Consider the following 21,678-nt stretch of genomic DNA (forward strand, 5'->3'; position numbering starts at 1 on the left):
ATTTCTGTCAGATCGCTAGAAATACGTTTTATAAACGGGCTAGGATCAGCATCAAGGTGGAGATAATGGCATTTTGATCACCATGCCATGTGGAGGAGGTTCAAATTTCACTTTGTCGTCTATGCCATTGATCGATTTTAGCCAGACCAGAACTTCCTCTTGTATTTGTTTAGATGAGGAAGTGGTCTTCGTAACCTTACCTAAATCAATGTCAAACACCTCTATTTTTGGACAGGTGGCATGTAAGATTGCCCCCGCCAGTAATAATGTTTTCAGCAAAAACTCCCCCTCCCCTTAGCTTAGTTCAAGCTACCTAACTTTCTTTAAGAAATCAGCTTCGTCTGCTTCGCCTTCTCCGCAACCTTCTGGGTATAGCCGCTGAGCGGCTTTTTCAGTGCTAGAGCAATGACATAGCAAATCACAATGAACACGCAGAGGAAGAACGCATCTCTAAGTACCACGGAGAGCAGCATACCACCAACCGCCTCGCGCATGATACCTACCGCATAAGTGAACGGAACGATCGGGTTAAGCTTTTGAAAAAAAGGCGAAGCTGTGCTAACCGGAAAAGTGCCGCCGGAGCTGGAAAACTGAAGCACAAGGAAGATAATCGCAATGCCTTTGCCTATGTTCCCGAATACGGAGACCAATGTGTACGTGATGGTTATGAACACGTTACTGATAAGAATGGCAAACAGAATGAACCAGAACTTATCCATAACATATGTGCCCAGGAGGTACATATCACCGAGTGTAACGATGATGGCTTGGAGACACCCAACTGTCAGGAAGATGAGCATACGTCCAAAGTAGATATGGCGAGGCTTCAGCAGGCCGTCCGGGTTATCCACATCCACTCTCATCATCGAAACAAGCATCATTGCGCCTACCCACAGGGATAGCGTTGTATAAAAGGGCGACATCGCCGACCCGTAGTTCGGAATAGGAAAACGCCTATCCTCTTTAATCAGCACAGGATTCGCGAAGAAATCGCTTTGCTTCTGAATATCATTTTGCAGCAGTCGGAGAATTTCTTCGATACTGCCCCCGCCTTCCACCTTACGGATTTGATCTGCTGCTCTGCGGACAGCCGCCTCAAATGCTGGCAAATCGTTGCGCACAAGGTTGGCCGCTAGATGAACGGCACTCTCAACCTCCGGAAATTTCGTCTGGTACAGATCAGATAATTTACGGATTTCATCCTCAGCCGCCGGCAAATCATTGCGCACAAAGTCCGCTGCCTCATGCAGCTTTTGCCGGGCTTTGGGAAGATCATTACGGACGAACGGAGCGGCTTCATTGATCGCATTGGTGAACTCGTTCATTTTGGTCTGAAGGGTCGTTGACGCTTCATGTACCTTCGTACGGATATTCGGCAGATCCTTTTGCAGCATATCGAGCTGAGCTTGCGCGAAATGAATGCCGCTCTGCGCATCCACTAAGATCTCTTTGATGTTCGGCAGTTGGGACTGCAGTGTCTGCAGCACAGCAGCTGAGTTTTGGGCGATAGACTTCAGTTGACCTAGTGCCTTGGTGATGTTCGGGACAATTTCTGAGTCGTAGCGCGACAAGATATTACTTAATGCACTGCTCACCTCTTTGGACAATGCATTCAAATTATCCACAAGTTCTTTCGCTGGTTTCTCCCCGCGTTGAATGGCCGATTGGATCTTACTTAACGTTTGAAGTTGGTTATTGAACTTGGATTTGACACTGTTCAAACGGTCGATGGAATCGGTAAGCGGGCCATTCGGTAAGTAGGTGTTCAAACGCGTAAGCAGGTCGACTGTTCGGTCGATGACCGCCACGCCCGCAGTAAGGCGATCCGTGAGCAGCCCTACAGCAGCCAAAGCTTTCTGCGGGTCAAGATTAGCATCCTGGAGCAAGCCAGTAAGCTGAGTTACCGCATCGGCTGTCTGTTGAAGTAATATCAAATTCTGCTTCACGACAGGGATAAGCGCTTGGAACGCCGCATCATTATTTTGTAAAAAGTTGGCCAATTGGGTTGCAAACGGACCACCTTGCGCAGCAATGGCCTCTACTTTAGGCAGGGTGTTTAACGCCGCGGTAACAATTTCGTCCGCCTTGCTTGATTTATCAATCGCTGTGTTTAGAGCCTCTTCGACCTTGCCGAAGTTCTGGTCCAGTTCTGCGATACGATCAGCGGCCCGCTGGATCTCCGGCAGTTTTTGCTGAATGACCAATACCTCTTGCGCAGCTGCTTCAATCTTTGGCCAACGCTCTTCAATCTTTAGAATCGTATCTCCAGCCCGATCCATTTCGGGAATCCGTTTCTCTAGTTCGACGATTTTTTGCCCCTTTTCCTTGATTTCGGGCAGCTTCTGCTCGATCTCAAGCGCTTTGTCTCCCATAGCCGTAATTTCCGGCAAGCGCTTTTCCAGCTCAAAGATCCTTGACTCCATATTCCGAATTGTAGGTAACTCTTTCTCCAAATCGATACCGAGCTCTTTCATTCGCGTCAAAATAGACGTGCTCACCGTTTTAATAAAATTTTCACTGATTTGCGCAGTCACGTTGGAAACGCCTTTGCTCGTAATTTTAGGCGCAACCGCATTGATTTTCTCATTTACCGTGTATAAAATCTCTGGCTTTTCCATCGATCCATCCACAATACTTGTTATTTTTCGCGAAAAATCGGCCGGAATGATCAAACTTGCATAATAATCCCCTTGTTCAACACCGTCCAGAGCGTCCTGCTCGTTCACAAACGTCCAACCCAGAGAATGATTATTTTTCAAATTATCCACAACTTCATTACCAATATTAATGGCTTTATCTGCGACAACTGCCCCTTCGTCTTTGCTTGTTACCGCAATTTTGATACCAGACGTATTGGCATAGGGATCCCACATCGCCTCTAGATTAATCCAGGCATACACAGACGGTAAAATAGCTAGTGCAATCATAAGAAAAAGACCTGTGGGCACTTTCCACAAGTTCCTAAGATCCGTTAAATAAATGCTCAAAATTTTCTTCATAATACCTCCACAACTTTCAACGATATGGTTAATGTTACCTTGAGCCTAAGATACCATACACTTTTTTGCCATATAAGAGAAGACCACACAAAAGAATATCCAGAATCCCCCCATTGGAATCCATCTAAAGGAGTTCTCCTGAATGTTAGAACCCTTCATGGTTGTGGATAAGTTGTCCTGTGGATATGTGTATAGAATGTCTGATTTATTGTACACAGCCTGCTCTGTGGACATGTTGATATTGTGGGTAACTTTGTGGATAACTATAAAGTAATCAGCATGAAGTCGTAAAAAGAGGGAGGAGATGTGAGTTATTCATACACCAAATTTACAAAATCACAATTTCAGGACCTATTTTATTAAAATACACAATTATCCTGACATTAAATTGACTCAATTTACATGACGGACCTATAATTCACTTAACAAATCAATTTAACGTTAGATTAATTAACATAATCACGAGGTGAAGTGGCATGGAGCCAGATTTGATCATCCAACGTTTCACTAATCCTCACTTCAGCACATTCATGGATGTAGGCATTAAAGCGGGAAGAATTGTTTTCCTGAGTGAGCATCAACCTGACTCCTACAGCGGAGGAAATATTATAGAAGCCCATGGACGCGTTCTACTCCCTGGATTCATAGAACCGCATATCCATCTGGATAAAGCTTTTCTTTTGAATCAAATGAAAGAAGAGGCCCTCACGATACAGCAAGCCATGGTATCGACCTTGGAGATGAAACGCACGTTCACGAAAGAAGATATCGAGATTCGCTCTACACAAGTGATTCAACAAGCTATAGCTCACGGCGTTACGCACATGCGTTGTCATGTGGAAATTGACCCTATCGTTAATCTCATCGGCCTCGAAGTCATGTTGGAGCTGAAAGAACGTTACCACGACGCACTTACCTTACAGATTGTCGCCTTTCCTCAAGAAGGCATCATTAAGCAGCCAGGTACAGAAGAACTGTTGAAAACAGCCTTACAGCTTGGAGCGGATGTGGTTGGCGGCATTACCTATCAAGATCCGAATCTCGAAGAGCATCTAAGCACTGTTTTCAACTTAGCCCATACCTTCAACAAGCCTCTAGATTTGCATGTGGATTTCTCCGATGACCCGCAAATGCTGGCGATTCTCACGATCATTCGAATGACGCACGAGTACGATATGCAGGGGCGCGTCAGCGTTGGACATCTCACATCTCTAGGATCCCTCCCTTACGAGCAAGCCAAAGAAATTTGCAAGTCAATTGCAGATGCGGGCATTCACGTCATGTGTTTGCCAGCAACGGATCTCTACTTAAATGGTCGTGGTGATGACCATCGCCCTCGCCGCGGTTTAACTCCTGTCTCCTTACTGTTAGAGCAAGGCGCTAATGTGATCTTTGGAAGCAATAATATTCAAAATCCTTTCACCCCCTTTGGCACCGCGGACCCCATGGATACTGGACTACTTCTCGCCCAAACCGCCTATATGGGTTCCAAACAGGATGTGGTCACGATCGTCGAAATGGCAACAACTCGAGCCGCACAAGCCCTTCAGATCGATCATTACGGGTTACAAGTTGGCGCATACGCAGATCTTGTCTTATGTGATGCCTTTGACCTACGGAGTGTTGTCTACGAACGCGCCCCGAGGCTGTACGTATGGAAGAAAGGTAAACTCGTCGCTTCTACCATGAAACAAACAACCTTTTACCATGAAATTGCGGCTTTTGATGAAAGAAAGGTGGGTTCCTGATGCATCTGACCGTCGAAGAAGCGCTAACGATTTACCCGTTATCTCGTGCGAAGCTGGTCGCTGGACAGAAAGGCGTGTCCCGCATTTTAAGATCCGTCAATGTGATGGATGCTCCCGATGCCGGCGATTGGGTTAAGTCTGGTGAGATGCTTTTTACCACCGCCTTCGCCATGAAAGATCACCTGGAAGTGGCTTTAACGCTATTACGCATGTTAGACGAACGCGGCGGTGCTGGCCTCGGCATTAAGGTAGGCCGCTACTGGTCTCAAATTCCACAGGAATTGTTCGATGAAGCGAATCGATTAGATATCCCCATTCTTGAGCTGCCGTATGAATTCACCTTTTCCGACCAGATGGATGCTCTCTTCAACGCTGAACACACCAAAACGACCAAAAAACTGCAAAACGTCCTAGAAAAACAAAAGCAGCTCATGCAGTTTGCACTGCGACATAAAGAATCATCGGATATTTTTCATATGATCTCGGGTATTCTAGGGCAGCCCATTGCCGTGTTCGGACACAGCGGAAATGTCCTATTTCATAACACCTCGTGGGCGGAAGAAATACTGCTGCATCAGTGGCCATGGCACAAAAGCGTGCAATGGGAAGGCTTCGGAGATACGCGGTGCTTTCGCATTCCTTTGATGGACCCTCAAGGATGCACTGGCTTTTTCAAAGTGTATCTGAATTCTCCGCTCACACTCAAAGAAGAGGAAGCCTTATTTCACCAAGCGGCCGAAATATTAACGTTTCATCTTGGTTTGGATATTCAAAAGGGCAAAGATCCCTCTCGACAGCATGCGCTTAGTCAGGTGTTTACAGACTTTTTCGGGAGAGAGCTTTCCTTTCATGATTTTATGAAAAGCTGCAAGACCTATCACCTCAGTGTGCTTTCCAGCACTTATCAGTGTGTGTTCACAACGGTCGCACCCGAGCATCCAACTGCCAAAAGGTTGTTGAATGAAGTGCGTCAGGAGCTCATTTATCACCCCACGATGCAGCATTATGAGTCTGAGCACCTCTATATCGCCGAAGGATTGCTTTCGATCTTTTCCTTACCCGAGGAGCAATTGTTCCATAAGAAAGAATTTATCGCCGCCCTTACATCCTGCCTATCTGGTTTGACAACAAGAACTTCCGCTTCAGGCTTGAATTGCTGGGTTAGTCGAGCCAAGGCTCATCCGGACCTGGTTTACGACGCCTATAAGGAATGTCTGGAAACTAGTCGCGTGGCCCACAGGCTGCGCATGAACCAAACCGTTCTGCATCATGAATCCATCGAGCTGTTCTCTTTGTTCCAGCACCTTTCGGAGGAAGCGATGCGCAGCTACTACAATTACGTCCTTGAGCCCATCTACGGCAATAACAAGCATATTGATCAGGAGCTGGCTTTAACGCTCGAGGTGTACCTCGAATATGACGGTTCCATTAATGAAACGAGTCGACTTTTATTCATACATCGAAATACAGTCTCTTATCGACTTGAGAAAATTGCTGACATCCTACAGATGGATTTCAAAAAAATGAGTGACGTCCTGCGCTTAAAGTTGGCCTTTCTTTTCCGAAACTATTTGCAAACTAGCAAGCACTAGCAGGGTTGGAGCTAGGATGAAAGGAGCAGTAATCATGGGACAGTGGTTAAGTAACGTTCATGTTAACGGAGGCCTGCACGACATCTATTTGAACCAAGGCATCATTGCCCAAATCGTACCTGGAGCGAGTGATCAGGAGAAGATTACCTGGGACGCACAAGGGATGCTGATGCTGCCTACTTTTAAAGATTATCACGTGCATTTGGACAAAGCTTTCCCGGATCGAGAGTGGGTTTCACGAGGAAAGGTTGATTCGTTATTTAAACAGTTTCAAATGGAAAAGGATCTGCTAGCGCCTATGAAAAGCGGGCAGAAGGAGCGTGCACGAGCGATTTTACAGCAAATGTTGGCCTTCGGAACTACACGGCTTCGCGTCCACGTCGACATCGATCCCGAGATTGGGCTGACGCATTTTGAGATGGTTCGAGGGCTTCAGGAGGAGTTCAAAAGCACGCTGGACATCGAAATCGTCGCTTTCCCCCAGCAAGGATTAATCCGTTCACAGTCGGTTAGCCTTATCAAGCAAGCACTCCAAGAAGGAGCATCTATCGTTGGGGGCGTTGACCCCGCAGGCGTTGACCGGGATATAGAAGCCTGCTTGAGTGCCATATTCGATCTAAGTGTGGCCCATGACGCGGAGGTCGATATTCATTTGCACGATCCCGGGCATCTTGGTCTGTTCACCTTAGAGCGCGTTATGAACTACACCGAGCAGAGTGGTAAAAACGGCAAAGTAACGGTCAGCCACGCCTATTGCTTAGGCCAGGTGTCAGGAGCTGAATCCTTGGCTATTGCAGAACGGCTAGGCACATTGGACATCGCTATTGTCACAAGCGTTCCCATTGACTCAGCGATGCCCCGCGTAGCGCAGTTAACCTCGCAAGGCGTGAGAGTCTACGTCGGCTCTGATCATACCGGTTTGGATGCTTGGACACCCTTCGGCTTTACCGACCAGCTTGCGAGAGGCCGAAGAATGGCGGACATGAACCGCTGGAATGACGATGAGCGGCTGCGTTCCGTTTATCCTTACTTAGGTTCCACAGCAGCTGCTTTCCAGATAGGAGACACTGCAGATTTCATATTGCTAGATGCGATAAATGCTGAGCATGCGATAGCTACCGCTCCACCACGTGAGATCGTCTGCGTGCGAGGCGTCCCAGTTGCCGGGAGACAGCTGCAGAGTGCTTGGGAGATTTAAAGGTGACTTTAAGAGTGAAAATAACCGAGAGAGAATGGGGAGATTTCAATGAAATTACTGGGGACAATAAAGGTCAGTTCAACCGCCATCGGCATGGTCATCCTTCTCACAGCTTGTGGAACGAGCAATACGGCAACAACAAGTACGACAGCTGGATCAACTTCAACGACCACAACTTCAACATCAACATCAACCACAGGCGGAACTCCCCCTACAGAGAGCACCAAGGCCAATAATCAAACGGATAAAGTCACCCAAGCGATGAGCTGGTTTGCGCAACCGGAAATGGGCGGACACTACGCCGCGCAAGTCGCCCATTTCTATGAGAAAGCGGGTCTAGACGTCACCCTACAGCAAGGCGGACCACAAGTATCCAACATTCAGCTAGTCGCTTCAGGTAAGGTACAATTTGCGATGGCTAACGCCGACGAAGTCGTACTAGCGCGCAAAGAAGGCATCCCGGTTAAAGTGATCTATGCAAACTTGCAGACCAATCCACAGAACCTCATCTATCACAAAGATTCCGGTATTAAGAAAATAGAAGATTTAAATGGACGCAAAGTCTACACAGCTGTAGGCTTCCCCTTCTGGCAATACATCAGCTACAAATATAAACTCGATAAAGTCCAAGTCCAAAATTACACCGGCTCCCTCGCTGGCTTTAGCGCAGATAAAGACTCCATCACACAAGGCTTTGCAACCAATGAACCTTACGTCCTGAAAAAACAAGGTGTCGACGTCGCTTGGTTCCTCAATGCCGACCTTGGCTACAACCCCTACGGCAACGTCGTCATCACAACCGATGACTTCATCAAAAAGAATCCGGACTTGATCAAAAGATACTTAAAAGCAACAACTGAGGGCTGGGACTACTATTATGCTCATGCCGATGAAGTGAACAATGCGCTTAACGGAGTAAACAAGGATTACGACGTGGATCACTTGAAAGATGCACAAGCCGTTGCGAAAGATTTTATCTTCGGCGGCGATGCCAAAACTCACGGCGTTGGCTACATGTCCGAAGATCGCTGGAAAACACTCGTAAGCCAGATGAAAGAAGCCGGCATGATTAAGGATGACATCCCGGTTAAGGATTTATATACGAATGAGTTTTTGATGGCTAAGTAGTGTTGGAAACCGGCTTCTCAGCCTACTTTTTCCGGCTACATAGCGGGTTCCGCTTACTTTAGGCTCGGTTTTCGAGCCTATTTCAGTTTACACAAATTGAAAGCTCGTTTTCCGCGCTTTCACACACAAGCCGCTTACTTACAACAACTTTTAGCTCGGAAAATGACTTCTCAGCCTTACTTTGTCTGGCTGCATCACCCGTTTCGCTTTCCGAGCTATCTTAAAGCGGCTTCTCAGCCTTTTCCCCATGTAGCGCATACAGTGGTCAAAGCTCACAACGTAGGGTTGCAAGGCAACACGCGCAGGTATTTACTTTTACACAGAGGCATGCTATTCTTATTTCGATGAATATAGAAACAACAGAAAGGAGCAAACTACGATGGTTGATGTCAGTATGGAAGCCAAGCAAGCGGTGAAAGTTCATAAAGCGTTAGGCGAACCCACTCGTTACAAAATTTTTGAGATCCTGATCAAAGAAAGTAATTTATGCCCCGCAGAACTTGAAAACCGTTTGGAATCGGTAGCCTTATCCACACTGTCTCATCATTTGAAACAATTAACAGACTGTGGGCTGCTTGACTCTCAAAAAAAAGGAACGTTCGTATACTTCACCGTAAATTGGGAAAACGCTAAAAAATTTGTGCCTTATTTACTTGATTAGTTTTTTTGTTTTATATTTCTACATATTTAGAAATATAAAAATACCCCTTATATCTGCTGCAGATATTTTTTTAAACAATATTTCAATGGATCTAGAAATATAAAAATATAAACGAAAGAGGTTATCAACATGTCAAAAACATGGAAAATTCACATCTTAGCACTCCTTAGTTTTTTAGTCGGAACATCAGAGTTCATTATAGCGGGAATACTGGATAAAATATCGAGCTCGATGGATATTTCATTAGTGGCTGCAGGCCAACTGATTACTGTTTTCTCTCTCGTCTACGCAATAGGCACTCCAATCATCATGGCCTTCACCTCAGGCTGGGACCGGCGTAAACTGCTCCTCTATGCGCTTGGTTTGTTCGTCATCGCTAATGGGTTGGCCTTTGTCATGCCGGGATTCGGAATGTTCGTCAGCGCTCGAGTCTTGATGGCTCTCGGAGCCGGGGTCGTCGTTGTTACCTCATTGAGTATCGCGGCTATGATCGCCCCTCAAGGAAAACAGGCCAGTGCGATCGCAACTGTCATCATGGGGTTCACTGCCTCCTTGATCGTCGGGGTCCCACTGGGTCGAATGATTGCTGCTTCATACGATTGGAAAATGGTGTTTGGCGGAATCGGCGCCCTAGGCCTGGTAGCGATGGTCATTATCGCCCTAACCATTCCTTCCCTACAAGGAGAGGCGGCTATACCGCTGCGTAAACAATTGGCACTTTTGAAAAACCCAAAAATGGCTATGACTTTGTCAGTTAGTTTCTTTTGGCTGGGCGGTTACTCAATTGCCTATACGTACATTTCACCTTATCTTTTAACGATTACCGGTATGGGTGAGAAAACGCTGAGTACCGCCTTGTTTGCATTCGGTATAGCTAGCCTTATCGGCTCCAAACTCGGAGGCTACAGCACGGATCGCTGGGGAGTTAAGCGAACACTAACTTCGGGTATACTGTTACATGTAATCACGCTTATTTTGTTAACTTTAGCCGCGCACTCACCAAGCGTTGTATTTCCATTGCTTATTTTGTGGTCCTTTGCCGCTTGGTCGTCCGGACCTACGCAGCAATATAATCTAGTTACATTAGCTCCTGAATCTTCAGGTATTATGCTTAGCCTTAACAGCTCGGTTATGCAGCTTGCCATGGCTGCCGGTGCAGGCGTTGGCGGCGTTGTAGTTGGACAGATATCTCTGGCGTCCGTTACTTGGATCGGAGCGATCGGCGTTGGGATTGCAATGTTTATTACAATCTTATCTTTTAGAAGATCAAGCGCAGGAAGCATGGCTACTGCTGAATCTTCAGTTGAGCCGTTGCAGAGAGCATAAGAAATATATCTATAGGCTTCATTAGAAAAAGAAAAAGGATAATCAGGCTCTTATGGAGCTATCGATTATCCTTTTTTATCTATCATATTAATCATAAAATTCCAATAAAACTGCCGGTAGTCCAAATCTACCGCGATCCTAATAGTATTTAGCTCAACGGTAGTGTTTGGTCGAAAATCGGCAATGCTTTGCCCCCTCGCGATTCCTTCTTTGGTAACAACATGAACCAGTCGATTCATCCACTGGAACATATGTTGGTTAACAAGAGCCATCATGGGAAGTAAGTCATGCGTCGGGGCACCTCGCAGTTGAGGCATAGATGTCTTATAAAAGTCGTAATATACATCAAAAATTGGTTTGAAAAGGGGCACCTTACCTACCCGGTTGATTGAATCACTCATATTTTGCGTCACAATAGCCTTATGGGTTACATTTAACGGAAACAGCGAGATAGGTCCGCCGTAGCTGCAAACAATTCCGATAATGTTGATTGTTTTCGTAAAGCTAGCGTACATAAGAGCAACGGCGTCATCGACCCCCGTATGAGAGAAAAACAAAACGTTAGTTATCATTGCATCTCCCTTCGAACGCTTAACTCCTTTCTATATTTATGAACGCGGTTTATACAACATGCGATAAACAGTAGAGCGGTCTTGCATAAAGAATGGGATGGAAAATAACTGAATTAACGGTCTTATAGGGTCGTTATAGCGAAAAGAAGACCGGATAAGCGATTGCTTTATCCGGTCTTCTCTTTTTCGGTATGGTTCGTAGGCTCGCGCCTCTCCGGGTTGGGCCAAAAACATATTAGCAGGCAGGCGCGTCCCGCCTCTTATAAAGGCACCACTTTGCGCCATGTGCGCAAAGCTGTTACATCTTCCGCGCCTGCGGCCGCGTAAGCTTCGCAAACGAAGCCCGGGACTTCCGTGCCGTCCCGGAGCTCAACCTTCCCGATCCCCAGCGGAGCTGGGATCGCAGCCGCAAAGCCGCCGAATGCCTCCAGCGGCATTTCCCAAACCTCCAGCAGGATGGCTGCGCCGCCCTGCTGCTGCTTCACAAGCCCCGGCTTCGCCGGCGTGGTTGGCAGCTTCACCAGGCTGTATTTCGCTGCGGTCTCATCCTCCCGGATGAACCGCGCTCCACAGCCTAGCATTTGCTTCTCCAGCGGGTAGCCGCGCATGTGTAAGCCACAGACCGCGACCAGCGTCGTCGGCACCGCTGCCACGGCAACCTCATCTGCCGCCGAGTCTGCAACACGCGGCGCACTTGCTTCAGCAGCCGATTCCAGCTCGGCGTCAACAGCACCCGCCACGAACAGCTGGGCTGCGCCGCAGATCAAGCTCTCCTCTTCAGCGAGCGCGAAGAACGTGATGCCAAAAGGCGTCTGCAGAGCCGCATCGCCCGCCGGCACAGCAACCCCGCACAAATCAAGCAGATTGCAATGATTCGTGTAGCGCCCCATATCCCGATTCGTGCTAATCGGATCAGCAAGCACTTGCTCGCGCGTCCACGTTCCCCCGCAGGTAGGCATGACAAGCACGGCATCCTTCAGCAGTTTGCGAGCTTCCAGCTTGAACTGCTGAAGCTTATGCATCGCATGGAACACGGATGCAGCATCGTACTCTGCAGCGGAGCCCGAGCGGAGGATCTTTTCCGTAACGGGGTACGCAATGCCCGGATTGGCTTCAATAAAGCTGCCCAAGGCCGCCCAACGTTCGGCCACCCATGGGCCCTCATATAGAATCGCCGCCGCTTCAGCGAATAACGTAACATCGATATATTCAACGGGGATGTTCAAATTAACACTTAATCCCTTCAATTTCTCAACAGCAGTGTCCCACGCAGCGCTGTACTCAGAAGCATAAGGTCCGTAGAATCCTAAAGGACCATCCGGCAAAAAGAACTTAGCCGGAAGCTTAGCCGCTTCCCTTGTCACACTTCGTGACCAAGGGTCATCCGCGTGAAGCCCGCGCACTACGCCGTCTACGGCGAGCGCGTCATTCAAGCTGTGCGCGAAGACGGTTACACAGTCTAAACTCGCACAGGCAGGCACTACCCCTTTGGTTGGCCAGGCGCCGAGACTCGGCTTATAGCCAACCAATCGGTTGAGTGCAGCAGGCACGCGGCCCGAGCCTGCCGTGTCCGTGCCAAGCGAGAACGCCGCTTGGCCACGAGCTACCGAGACGGCTGAGCCGGAGCTCGAGCCGCCGCTGATCAGTTCCGGGCGAAGCGCGTTATGCGCGTCACCGTAAGGACTTCTCGCGCCGACCAGCCCTGTCGCGAATTGGTCCAAGTTCGTCTTGCCGACCGGAATCGCTCCTGCGGCAATCAATCTTTCCACGACGCCCGAGTGTTCCGTCGGCGTATACGCATACTCCGCGCAGCCAGCTGTCGTCGGCACACCTGCCAGATCAATGTTATCCTTGATCGCAAATGGAATCCCCCACAGCGGCGAATCAGCCATAGAAACCGATTTTAATCTTTCCAAATAAGGCTGAATGACATCCATCGTTGGCGGTGTAATCCAGATATTCATACCCACATCATCAGAAGAGCGCTGCACAATGGCCGCTATTACTTCATGCGGAGTCAATTCTTGATTCTCATACTTATCCCGGAGCCATGAGATACTTAACTCCTTTGGCACTTCAACCATCTTTTTTCTAGTATTCTCATTTTTCTCGTTCTTTCCATTCTCATTCTTCTCAGTCTTTCCATTCTTTCCGCTCTTCTCATTCCGTTCGATCTTTTCCCACATTATTAGCCTCAGTCATCAACAGACACCTCTCTCCTTAAGCAGATTGTGCAATACCGAGAATCAACTGACCTGCATGAACTTGATCTCCAGGCTTCACTTGAATCATTGAAACATATCCATCACAAGGCGCATGTTGCGGGAATTCCATTTTCATACTTTCGAGAATCGCCAGTTGATCGCCCTTCTTCACCTGTTCACCCTGAGAAACAAGAAGCTTCCATACACTTCCCGGCATAATACCGCGAACAGCAACAGTCCCTGCCGGCAGCTCATCCTCTGGCCCTTCATTGACAGTCTCCTGTTCGGATACGTACTCAGCCAATCCCTTCGCCTTCCAGCTCTCCCGCTCTTCTTTAAAAGCAATTTGCTGCTGCTTACGGAAAGTTTCCGTACTCTCTTCGATGGAGCTTAGGAATTGCAAATATTCACCTAAATCAAATGTCGTTTCTTGAATATCCGCTTCATATCTGCCTCTCGGGAAGTCTTCACGCAGTTGAAGCAATTCCTCAGCGCTGACCTCGTAGAATTGGATTTGATCAAAGAACCTTAACAACCACGGTTTACCCGCCTTGAAGCTTTCCGTTGAGCGCAGGCGATTCCACATTTGAATAGTACGCCCTACGAATTGATAACCGCCTGGACCTTCCATCCCATACACACACATGTAAGCTCCGCCGATACCAACGGCATTTTCCGGTGTCCATGTTCGTGCTGGATTATATTTCGTTGTGACTAGGCGATGACGCGGGTCGACAGGCGTGGCTACAGGAGCCCCCAAATACACGTCACCTAATCCGAGCACCAAATAATTAGCGTCATAAACAATCTTTTTAACATCATCAATTGTATCTAATCCATTCATGCGTTGAATGAATTCCAGGTTACTCGGACACCAAGGCGCATCTGGACGCACCCCTTGTTGATATCGCTGAATCGCCAGCTGCGTCGCCGGGTCATCCCAAGATAGCGGTAAACGAACAATTCGAGATGGTACGCGGAACTCTTCCAATGGAGGCAGCGCTGCATCAATCTCAACAATTTTCATACACGCTTCACTTACCGTGATTTGGGAAGGGTCGATATGAATTTGCAAAGAACGAATCCCTGGCGTTAAATCCAGCACCGGAATTGAGCCGCTTTCCACAATGGCTTGCATCAAAGCCTGCACTTGGAATCGCAGCAGCAAATCCAGTTCAAGCTCACCATACTCAACAAGTAAATTCTGATCGCCGCAGCAGCGGATCGTAATTGGAAATCTGCGATTAGCTGCTTCATGGAAAAGACGCGGATATTCCGGCGTAATCTCTTCATTAACAACAGGTAGCTGCACAAGCACCAGCCGTCCGAAATCCCCCTCACCAATCGCGCGCAAATTACTTTCCTGCAGATCGCGCAATGCCTCTGCTTCTGGAAGTGTGAGCAAGTGGAAGCGAATTGTATCACCCGGATGAAGCTGGCCCAGCTTCCAAAACTCAGCCGAAGCCGTCGTCACCGGACATACGAAACCGCCAAGGCTCGGGCCATCAGGTCCAAGAAGAATAGGCATATCCCCTGTCAAATCAAGCGTGCCGACCGCATATGCATTATCGTGAATATTAGATGGATGAAGCCCCGCTTCCCCGCCATCTTCACGCGTCCATAGCGGAGCAGGTCCTTTCAAACGAACACCCGTCCTTGAGGAGTTAAAATGAACTTCCCAGCTCGTTTCCGTCAATTGATCCAAGTATTTTGCGTGCAAAAACTCACCTGTACAATGAGGTCCAGGGATCACACCGATCGTCCACACTCGCGTCATCACAGGACGATGCTCCAAAGCAAGCTCTACCTCCTCTTGAACCGGACTTCCGCCTTCATTCACACCCAGTACATCACCCGTACGCAGCGCTCGACCGCCATGACCACCAAAGCCGCCAAGCGTAAACGTGGAGGAGCTGCCAAGAATTTTCGGCATATCCAATCCGCCACCGATAAGAAGATAAGTACGCATACCTTCCTTTGCCTCGCCGAAGCTCAACACTTGACCACGAGCCGCAAACACCGGCTTATACATTACAATAGCCGTTCCGTCCAACTCAGCTTGCATATCTGCGCCAGTGACGCAGAACCACATGTCGCTGCGGAACTTATAAGAACCTCCGCGCAGTGTCATTTCCAATCCGCTGGCAGAGTCATCGTTGCCAAGCAGCTTGTTACCGATACGGAACGATAGCGGATCCATCGGTCCGCAAGGAGGTACGCCCACATCCCAGTGGCGGATGCGACCGGGGAAGTCCTGAACGGTGGTTTGGATCCCGCCATCAACCACTTCCAGAGCCAGTTCCACAGGCTCAAACGTATTCAGCAATTGCGTGAAGACGTTCCCGTCTACGCAATCTTTCTCTTGCAGAAGAGCCTGCAAATACTGCAGATTCGTTGTAATTCCGTACATGCGCGTTTCCGCCAACGCTTCGATTAGCTTACGAATGGCGTCCAAACGGTCTGTACCGTGGACAATGATTTTAGCCAGCATCGGATCGTAAAGCGTCGTCACTGTCAACCCGTCCCGAACCCACGTCTCATTTCTTGCTTTATCCGAAAAAACAGCACGATCCAGCTGTCCTGCACTCGGACGGAACTGCTGGAGGCAGTCCTCCGCATAGATGCGAGCTTGAATGCTGTGCCCTACCGACTTACGGATAAGTGATTGAATATCCTTCAGTTCATTCGCCGCTTCAAGCAACATCCACTCAACGAGGTCAATACCCAGCACTTCCTCCGTCACACCATGCTCAACCTGTAGTCTGGTGTTGACCTCAAGGAAGTAAAACTCACACGTTTCCGGATCGTAAAGATATTCGACCGTCCCCGCACTGCGATAGCCCACTTCAGCAGCAAGACGCTTCGCCGAGGCGAACATCGCCTCACGCACTTCATCCGACAGATTCGGAGCCGGGCTTTCTTCAATGACCTTCTGGTTACGACGTTGAATGGAACAATCGCGCTCCCCCAGCGTAACGACTTCACCGAAGTCATTACCGAAAATTTGCACCTCAACGTGACGCGCTCTCGCGATATATTTTTCAAGAAACATGCCGCCGTTTTTGAAATTCGTCTCTGCCAAATGGCGGACGCCATCATAAGCAGCTCTTAGCGTTGCCTCATCTGCGCAGACACGCATCCCAATGCCGCCGCCACCTGCTGTGCTTTTGAGAATAACAGGGTAACCAATACGTGCAGCTTCAACTAATGCCTCATTCAGCTCTGTAATCAGCGGGGTTCCTGGCAGCATCGGCACGCCGGCTCTTTCAGCGATTTCCCGCGCAGAATGCTTGAGTCCGAACATTTCCATTTGCTCAGGTGTAGGGCCGATAAACACAATGCCATTCTCTCGGCAAGCACGTGCGAAATCTGCATTTTCGCTCAGAAAGCCGTAACCGGGATGAATCGCCTGCGCACCGGTTTCAAGCGCTGTTTTCAAAATCAACTCTGTATTCAAATAACTTTCCTTCGCCGGTCCTTCACCGATCAGAACAGCTTCATCTGCCCCATCCACATGTAAACTATCTTGATCTGCCCCCGTATATACAGCAACGGACGCAACCCCGAGCTTGCGTAAAGTACGCTCAATGCGTACAGCGATAGCGCCACGATTAGCAATCAGTACTTTTGTAAACATCGTATCCACACCCCTTCGAATTTCGTAGACCATCTATCTCCTCTTAAACAAAGGAACTTACTTCTCCCAAATAAGAACCTGTATCGGTGTCGGATTATAGGCATTACAAGGATTATTAAGCTGCGGACAGTTGCTGATAAGCACCATCGAGTTGCCTATCGATTGAACTTCCACATAACAGCCAGGAGCGGAGACACCATCATCGAACTTCAATCCACCATCTGGTGTTACGGGTACATTCATAAAGAAGTTAATGTTGGGTGCCAAATCCCGCTTCGTATACGCTCCACTTTCGTGCTGAGCAAGCTGGAGCATAAACGTATCCCGACAGTTATGCATGGACAGCTTATCGTGCGAGTAGCGCACCGTGTTGCTTTGAGCTGAGCACGAACCCCCGACCGTATCATGGCGCCCGCAGGTGTCGGCTACGATTTGGAGCAATTCCTTACCGGATTCCGCCCGGAGGACAGAGCCTGTGCTGAGATAAATATTGCTTTGACCTGCAATCGTCGCCACTGCGCTATAATGATCTTCCGGATTCTCAGCATCATAAAACAGCGTGTCAGCCGCCTGATTCCCTTCCAGATCGACAATGCGCAGCACTTGCCCTGGCTTCAAAACGCGCATCCAACCGTCTCCCGCTTGAATAACTTCGCTATAGATGGCATCCTCGACTAGGCGAGGGCTTTCCACTCGATTAAAAACAGCCATTTAAATTCCTCCTAACAGCGTGTGATATTCCCATGTATTTTCAAAAGCTCGGCGATTTTCCGGGCGATAATTCAAGCAATAATCATCTTCACCCAATGGAGCAGCAGCTAGCACCTCAATTTTGACAGCGCACTGATGGATACGTTGATCTTGGGTCAAGCGGGTTTGGTGTGTTCGATAAGACGAGCAAGCAATCTAATTCCGTACGCAGCGTAACCGTGGCTCCCGCAGGACAATGAGCAGCACTAAAATGCATATCCCCATTGTCATCACAAAACACTTTGGAAAATAAATTCACAACCGGCATCATATCGCGCATGCTAAGGCCATTACGCACCAGCTCTACCGCAAAGTTTTCTTGACCGCTCCTCAGCCACTCATTCCGCTGCTCTTGGAAATTCGTCGTTCCGTACTTGGCATCGGTAGCCGTACGACTTGTGTATCCGCTAAGCGGATCATGCCAACCAATACTGTCCTCCACGATGCTCACTAACGCTCGGCCATTGTCACTCATCAGTATGTTTCCACGCGTCAAATGAGCTGTATGTTGGGCTTTCAGCGTATCCGGCATATTGTAGCGCTCCGTAAGATCCTTCGCGTGGAACACTTGTATAGACACATTCGCGCCGGCCTCCAGCGCCGTAAAACGAATCAACTTCCCTCTACCAATCGCTCCCGACCATTTGCCGCCTGGTCCTATCGTCTTGCTCCAAATGTTATCCATGCTACCAATCTCCTTTGCTATGTCGTTAAACAAAAAGGGAGACATCCACAAGACTCAAATGTCTTGGTGATATCTCCCAGGTTTTTATCCTTCCGTGGCGCCCTTATACAAGAGCGGTTTACTCTCGGACCAGCCCGGTCATAACCGGCGGAACCCTAGTAAACAAACGTATTCTTTTGTGTTACTAAACATAACATCGTTAATGATATGTGTCAATAACTTCTAGATTAAATCCTTATTTTATCTAAAACACTTCTCACGAGCTTACCTTTGTGTTATATTAACTTACACATCAGGCTGATATCTAACATGATTAAGTAAATCGTCATTTCCGCTAATAGGTAAGTAATGATTCATCACATAAATGGTTTTCTAGGGTTCCGTGAGTGCAAGCAGCTCAGTCTGGACCAAGAGAAAACGCACAGCTAACCCTGTGTTCACGGAGGGATAAAAGCCCGGGAGGATATCTGTTTCATAGATATCTCCTTGGCTTTTTTGCATATACGCTCCGTATGATCACCGGAAAACAAGGATAAGGGAGTGTCAACATCATGAAATCAGAAGTCACACTGCGCAAATCTTTAAATCTATCCCAAGTCGTTTACATGGGACTGGCATGGATGACGCCTATGATTTATTTCTCCATCTATGGCATTGCTTATGAGAATGCACATGGCATGCTGACGCAAGCTTATCTGCTTGCTTTCGTTGCCATCTTTTTCACCGCGTACAGCTATGGTGTTATGTCCAAATCTTTTCCCACTTCAGGCTCCGCTTACACCTATACGAAGAAAAGCATCCATCCCTACTTAGGTTTCCTGGTCGGCTGGGCACTGCTCCTTGACTATTTCTTCTCCCCCATCATTGCCTGCCTTACCTTCGGCATCTATCTTCACGCACAATTCCCGTCCATTCCAGCGTATGTCTGGATCATTGGACTCAATATCGTCCTCGGCATCGTAAATATTATTGGCATTAAGTTTTCTGCAAATCTCAGTAAGCTGTTCGTCTGGATTCAGATCCTTTTTATCGCGGTCTTCTGTCTTTTCCTTTTCCGGAATATCACCGGAGACGTTCATCCGCTGCAGCCATTCCTGCAAACCGAAGTACCGTTCTCCACCATTCTTGCGGGAGCATCGATGATCTGCTTCTCATTTCTTGGCTTTGACACGGTCACGACTATGTCGGAAGAAACCAAAAACTCCGAGAAAACGATCCCTCGGGCCATCATGATTATCATCATTGCAGCCAGCATTCTATACTTGGTGCCGTCTTTCCTGACACAATTGGTTTATCCACAGCTAACCTTCGTCAACATAGATTCGGCTGGTTTCGAGATCGTGAAGCTCGTCGGCGGAGCAGCACTTAGCTCTGTGTTCATCACCGTGCTTATACTCGCCATTTTCACCCAAGGCTTATCATCGGTAACTAGCGTTTCTCGTCTCCTCTTTGTGATGGGGCGCGATTCCGTTCTTCCTAAACGGGTGTTCGGTTCCCTTCATCCTAAGTTCAACACACCTGTCACCAACATCGTGATCGTCAGCGTCGTCTCTTTGCTCGCTCTTGTTATATCGCTAGACAATGCTGTGAAATTCGTAAATTTCGGGGCATTAACGGCCTTCTTCTTTGTAAACATCTCAGTTATTGCTCAAAAATACATCAAAGACAAGCAGCGGTCGCCGAAGCAAACGTTCCTCTATCTCATTCTTCCGTTGATCGGAGCCGGGTTCATTGGCTATCTACTGTCTCTGCTCGACAAAGATGCCCTATGGATGGGTGGCGTTTGGCTCCTCGCGGGCATTATGTATCATTTGATTCGAAAGCGTTCCGCACGTACATTAACAGCGGCAAGCAGGCCCAACATCACAGGCAGTGGCCGCCCTTCCGGGTCTCTGGATTAGAACGAAAAAGGGTTGTCCCATTGTAGCTTAGCTACTTATGAGACAACCTTTTTTAGATATAGAAAGTACCACTTCACTTGCCAGTATCGAACTTACTCAACCTTGATAGCCACTCTTGCCCAAAAGGACGGCGAACCGATATTTTTCTTGGCGGAATGATGTGACGGCACGCTTTGATTCATTTGCAAGCAAAGTTCAAAGCCCTTACCTATTCGGACTGACCCGCTTTACGGTCAGCGGGAAAAACAAGCCCCATCTGCTTTCTAGCCTCATCCATAATGGCCATGGCAATGCTGGAATTCGCATGTGAGTTTGTCTTTGACTCCAATGTTCCGCTTTTGATAAGCCGAATAAATTCTTCCGCTTCATAACGCATCGTTCTTACAGCTTGCTCCCGCGTCAGGTTTTCCACAGAACCATCTCGGTAACGGATTTCAACTTTTTCTGGCGTGTTGATTTTATCGATGACCATTGTCGCATGCTCACCCTGAATTTCTGCTGGTAGATAGGAGCTCGAAATTTTGGAGTGCATAATAACCGCATCCATGTCCTTGTAACTCAGCAGCAGGCTGCCCTCGCCATCTACACCAGACTCCAGCAGTACTCCGCTTGCTTGTACACGTTCAGGAGTACCAAAAAGCACCGCCAACGGATAAATACAATAGACGCCTAGATCCATAATCGAGCCATTAGAAAAAATGGGATTGAACGCATTCAGTACGGTTCCCTGCTTATAAGCATCATACCTCGAGGAATATTGGCAATAGCTCGCAAAATAACGGCGAATTTTCCCCAACTTATGTAAATTGTCTTGTATCGCCTTGAAATTAGGAAGCAGCGTGGACTTGAGAGCTTCCATGAACACCACTTTATTCGTTTGTGCAGCTTGAATCATCGCTGAGAGCTCGGCGGTATTGGATGCCGCGGGCTTTTCGCAGATAACATGCTTGCCATGATTCATACAGAGTATCGCGTATTCAGCATGAAGCGAGTTCGGACTCGCAATATAAACTGCATCGAATTCCTTACTTTGCGCAAACGTCTCTAGGCTTGTATAGATATGAGAAACCTCGAATTTCTGAGCGAATTCCGCAGCTTTCTCCTCCGTACGCGAGTATACGGCAGTTAAGTCGAACTCCCCCGTCTCGCGGGCAGCATGAATGAATTCTTCCGTAATCCAGTTGGTTCCAATAACAGCAAAACGTATCATCTCGTTCTCCTTTGTTCCACTCTATGTTTTTCATAACTATACCATGATTTCAGAATTGTTGAAAAAG

General features: G+C 48.0%; 14 protein-coding genes, 1 pseudogene and 2 riboswitches. Of the genes and pseudogenes, 7 read left to right on the forward strand and 8 right to left on the reverse strand.

All coding sequences use genetic code 11. The annotated features are described in order from the left end of the window. Positions 1-51: 51 nt before the first annotated feature. Together QFZ81_RS31235 and QFZ81_RS31240 are read right to left on the reverse strand one after the other, a co-directional pair. Positions 52-279 carry a hypothetical protein gene (locus QFZ81_RS31235; RefSeq protein WP_307438177.1) on the reverse strand — a complete coding sequence of 76 codons (228 nt, stop codon included), beginning with the start codon at positions 277-279 and terminating at the stop codon, positions 52-54. Positions 280-323: 44 nt separating this feature from the next. Beyond that, entirely contained in the window at positions 324-2,999 is a 2,676-nt protein-coding gene (locus tag QFZ81_RS31240) for a YhgE/Pip domain-containing protein (RefSeq protein ID WP_307605780.1), read from the reverse strand. 476 nt (positions 3,000-3,475) lie between these two features. Between QFZ81_RS31240 and QFZ81_RS31245 the strand changes: the two genes are divergently transcribed. The 6 genes from QFZ81_RS31245 (at position 3,476) to QFZ81_RS31270 (ending at position 10,652) form a co-directional block, all read left to right on the forward strand. Continuing rightward, positions 3,476-4,747: an amidohydrolase family protein gene (locus QFZ81_RS31245; RefSeq protein ID WP_307605781.1), complete on the forward strand. Its 1,272-nt coding sequence runs from the start codon at positions 3,476-3,478 to the stop codon at positions 4,745-4,747. Then, positions 4,747-6,339 carry a PucR family transcriptional regulator gene (locus QFZ81_RS31250; protein ID WP_307438170.1) on the forward strand — a complete coding sequence of 531 codons (1,593 nt, stop codon included), beginning with the start codon at positions 4,747-4,749 and terminating at the stop codon, positions 6,337-6,339. Before QFZ81_RS31245 ends, QFZ81_RS31250 begins: the two co-directional genes overlap by 1 nt. A gap of 34 nt (positions 6,340-6,373) precedes the next feature. Further along, complete coding sequence (locus QFZ81_RS31255; RefSeq protein WP_307605784.1) at positions 6,374-7,537, forward strand: amidohydrolase family protein; 1,164 nt, start codon at positions 6,374-6,376, stop codon at positions 7,535-7,537. Positions 7,538-7,585: 48 nt separating this feature from the next. Beyond that, the gene (locus tag QFZ81_RS31260; RefSeq protein ID WP_307438167.1) at positions 7,586-8,665 is read left to right on the forward strand and encodes an ABC transporter substrate-binding protein; all 1,080 of its coding nucleotides are present in this window, start codon (positions 7,586-7,588) and stop codon (positions 8,663-8,665) included. Positions 8,666-9,044: 379 nt separating this feature from the next. Then, positions 9,045-9,326 (forward strand): ArsR/SmtB family transcription factor, encoded by a 282-nt coding sequence (locus tag QFZ81_RS31265; RefSeq protein WP_307438165.1) that lies wholly within the window; start codon positions 9,045-9,047, stop codon positions 9,324-9,326. 129 nt (positions 9,327-9,455) lie between these two features. Continuing rightward, entirely contained in the window at positions 9,456-10,652 is a 1,197-nt protein-coding gene (locus tag QFZ81_RS31270) for an MFS transporter (RefSeq protein WP_307438163.1), read from the forward strand. 65 nt (positions 10,653-10,717) lie between these two features. Here the strand turns inward: QFZ81_RS31270 and QFZ81_RS31275 are convergent, their stop codons facing one another. The 5 genes and pseudogenes from QFZ81_RS31275 to QFZ81_RS31295 form a co-directional block, all read right to left on the reverse strand. After that, entirely contained in the window at positions 10,718-11,224 is a 507-nt protein-coding gene (locus QFZ81_RS31275) for a nucleoside hydrolase (RefSeq protein WP_307438160.1), read from the reverse strand. A gap of 260 nt (positions 11,225-11,484) precedes the next feature. Further along, entirely contained in the window at positions 11,485-13,308 is a 1,824-nt protein-coding gene (atzF, locus tag QFZ81_RS31280; RefSeq protein ID WP_307607083.1) for an allophanate hydrolase, read from the reverse strand. Positions 13,309-13,444: 136 nt separating this feature from the next. After that, positions 13,445-17,065: an urea carboxylase gene (uca, locus tag QFZ81_RS31285; RefSeq protein WP_307605786.1), complete on the reverse strand. Its 3,621-nt coding sequence runs from the start codon at positions 17,063-17,065 to the stop codon at positions 13,445-13,447. Positions 17,066-17,122: 57 nt separating this feature from the next. Then, positions 17,123-17,776 carry an urea amidolyase associated protein UAAP2 gene (locus tag QFZ81_RS31290; protein WP_307438155.1) on the reverse strand — a complete coding sequence of 218 codons (654 nt, stop codon included), beginning with the start codon at positions 17,774-17,776 and terminating at the stop codon, positions 17,123-17,125. Next, positions 17,777-18,500, reverse strand: a pseudogene (locus QFZ81_RS31295) (urea amidolyase associated protein UAAP1). A gap of 71 nt (positions 18,501-18,571) precedes the next feature. Continuing rightward, positions 18,572-18,670: riboswitch (guanidine-I (ykkC/yxkD leader) on the reverse strand. Between the two features lie 191 nt (positions 18,671-18,861). Next, a riboswitch (guanidine-I (ykkC/yxkD leader) is annotated at positions 18,862-18,964 on the forward strand. 87 nt (positions 18,965-19,051) lie between these two features. On the opposite strand from QFZ81_RS31295, the gene QFZ81_RS31300 reads away from it, so the two are divergent. After that, complete coding sequence (locus QFZ81_RS31300) at positions 19,052-20,401, forward strand: APC family permease (protein WP_307605789.1); 1,350 nt, start codon at positions 19,052-19,054, stop codon at positions 20,399-20,401. Positions 20,402-20,609: 208 nt separating this feature from the next. On the opposite strand, the gene QFZ81_RS31305 is transcribed toward QFZ81_RS31300, so the two are convergent. Continuing rightward, entirely contained in the window at positions 20,610-21,611 is a 1,002-nt protein-coding gene (locus QFZ81_RS31305; protein WP_307438148.1) for a Gfo/Idh/MocA family protein, read from the reverse strand. Positions 21,612-21,678 lie beyond the last annotated feature (67 nt).

The organism is Paenibacillus sp. V4I9, assembly GCF_030817295.1.
Taxonomy (GTDB): Bacteria; Bacillota; Bacilli; order Paenibacillales; family NBRC-103111; genus Paenibacillus_E.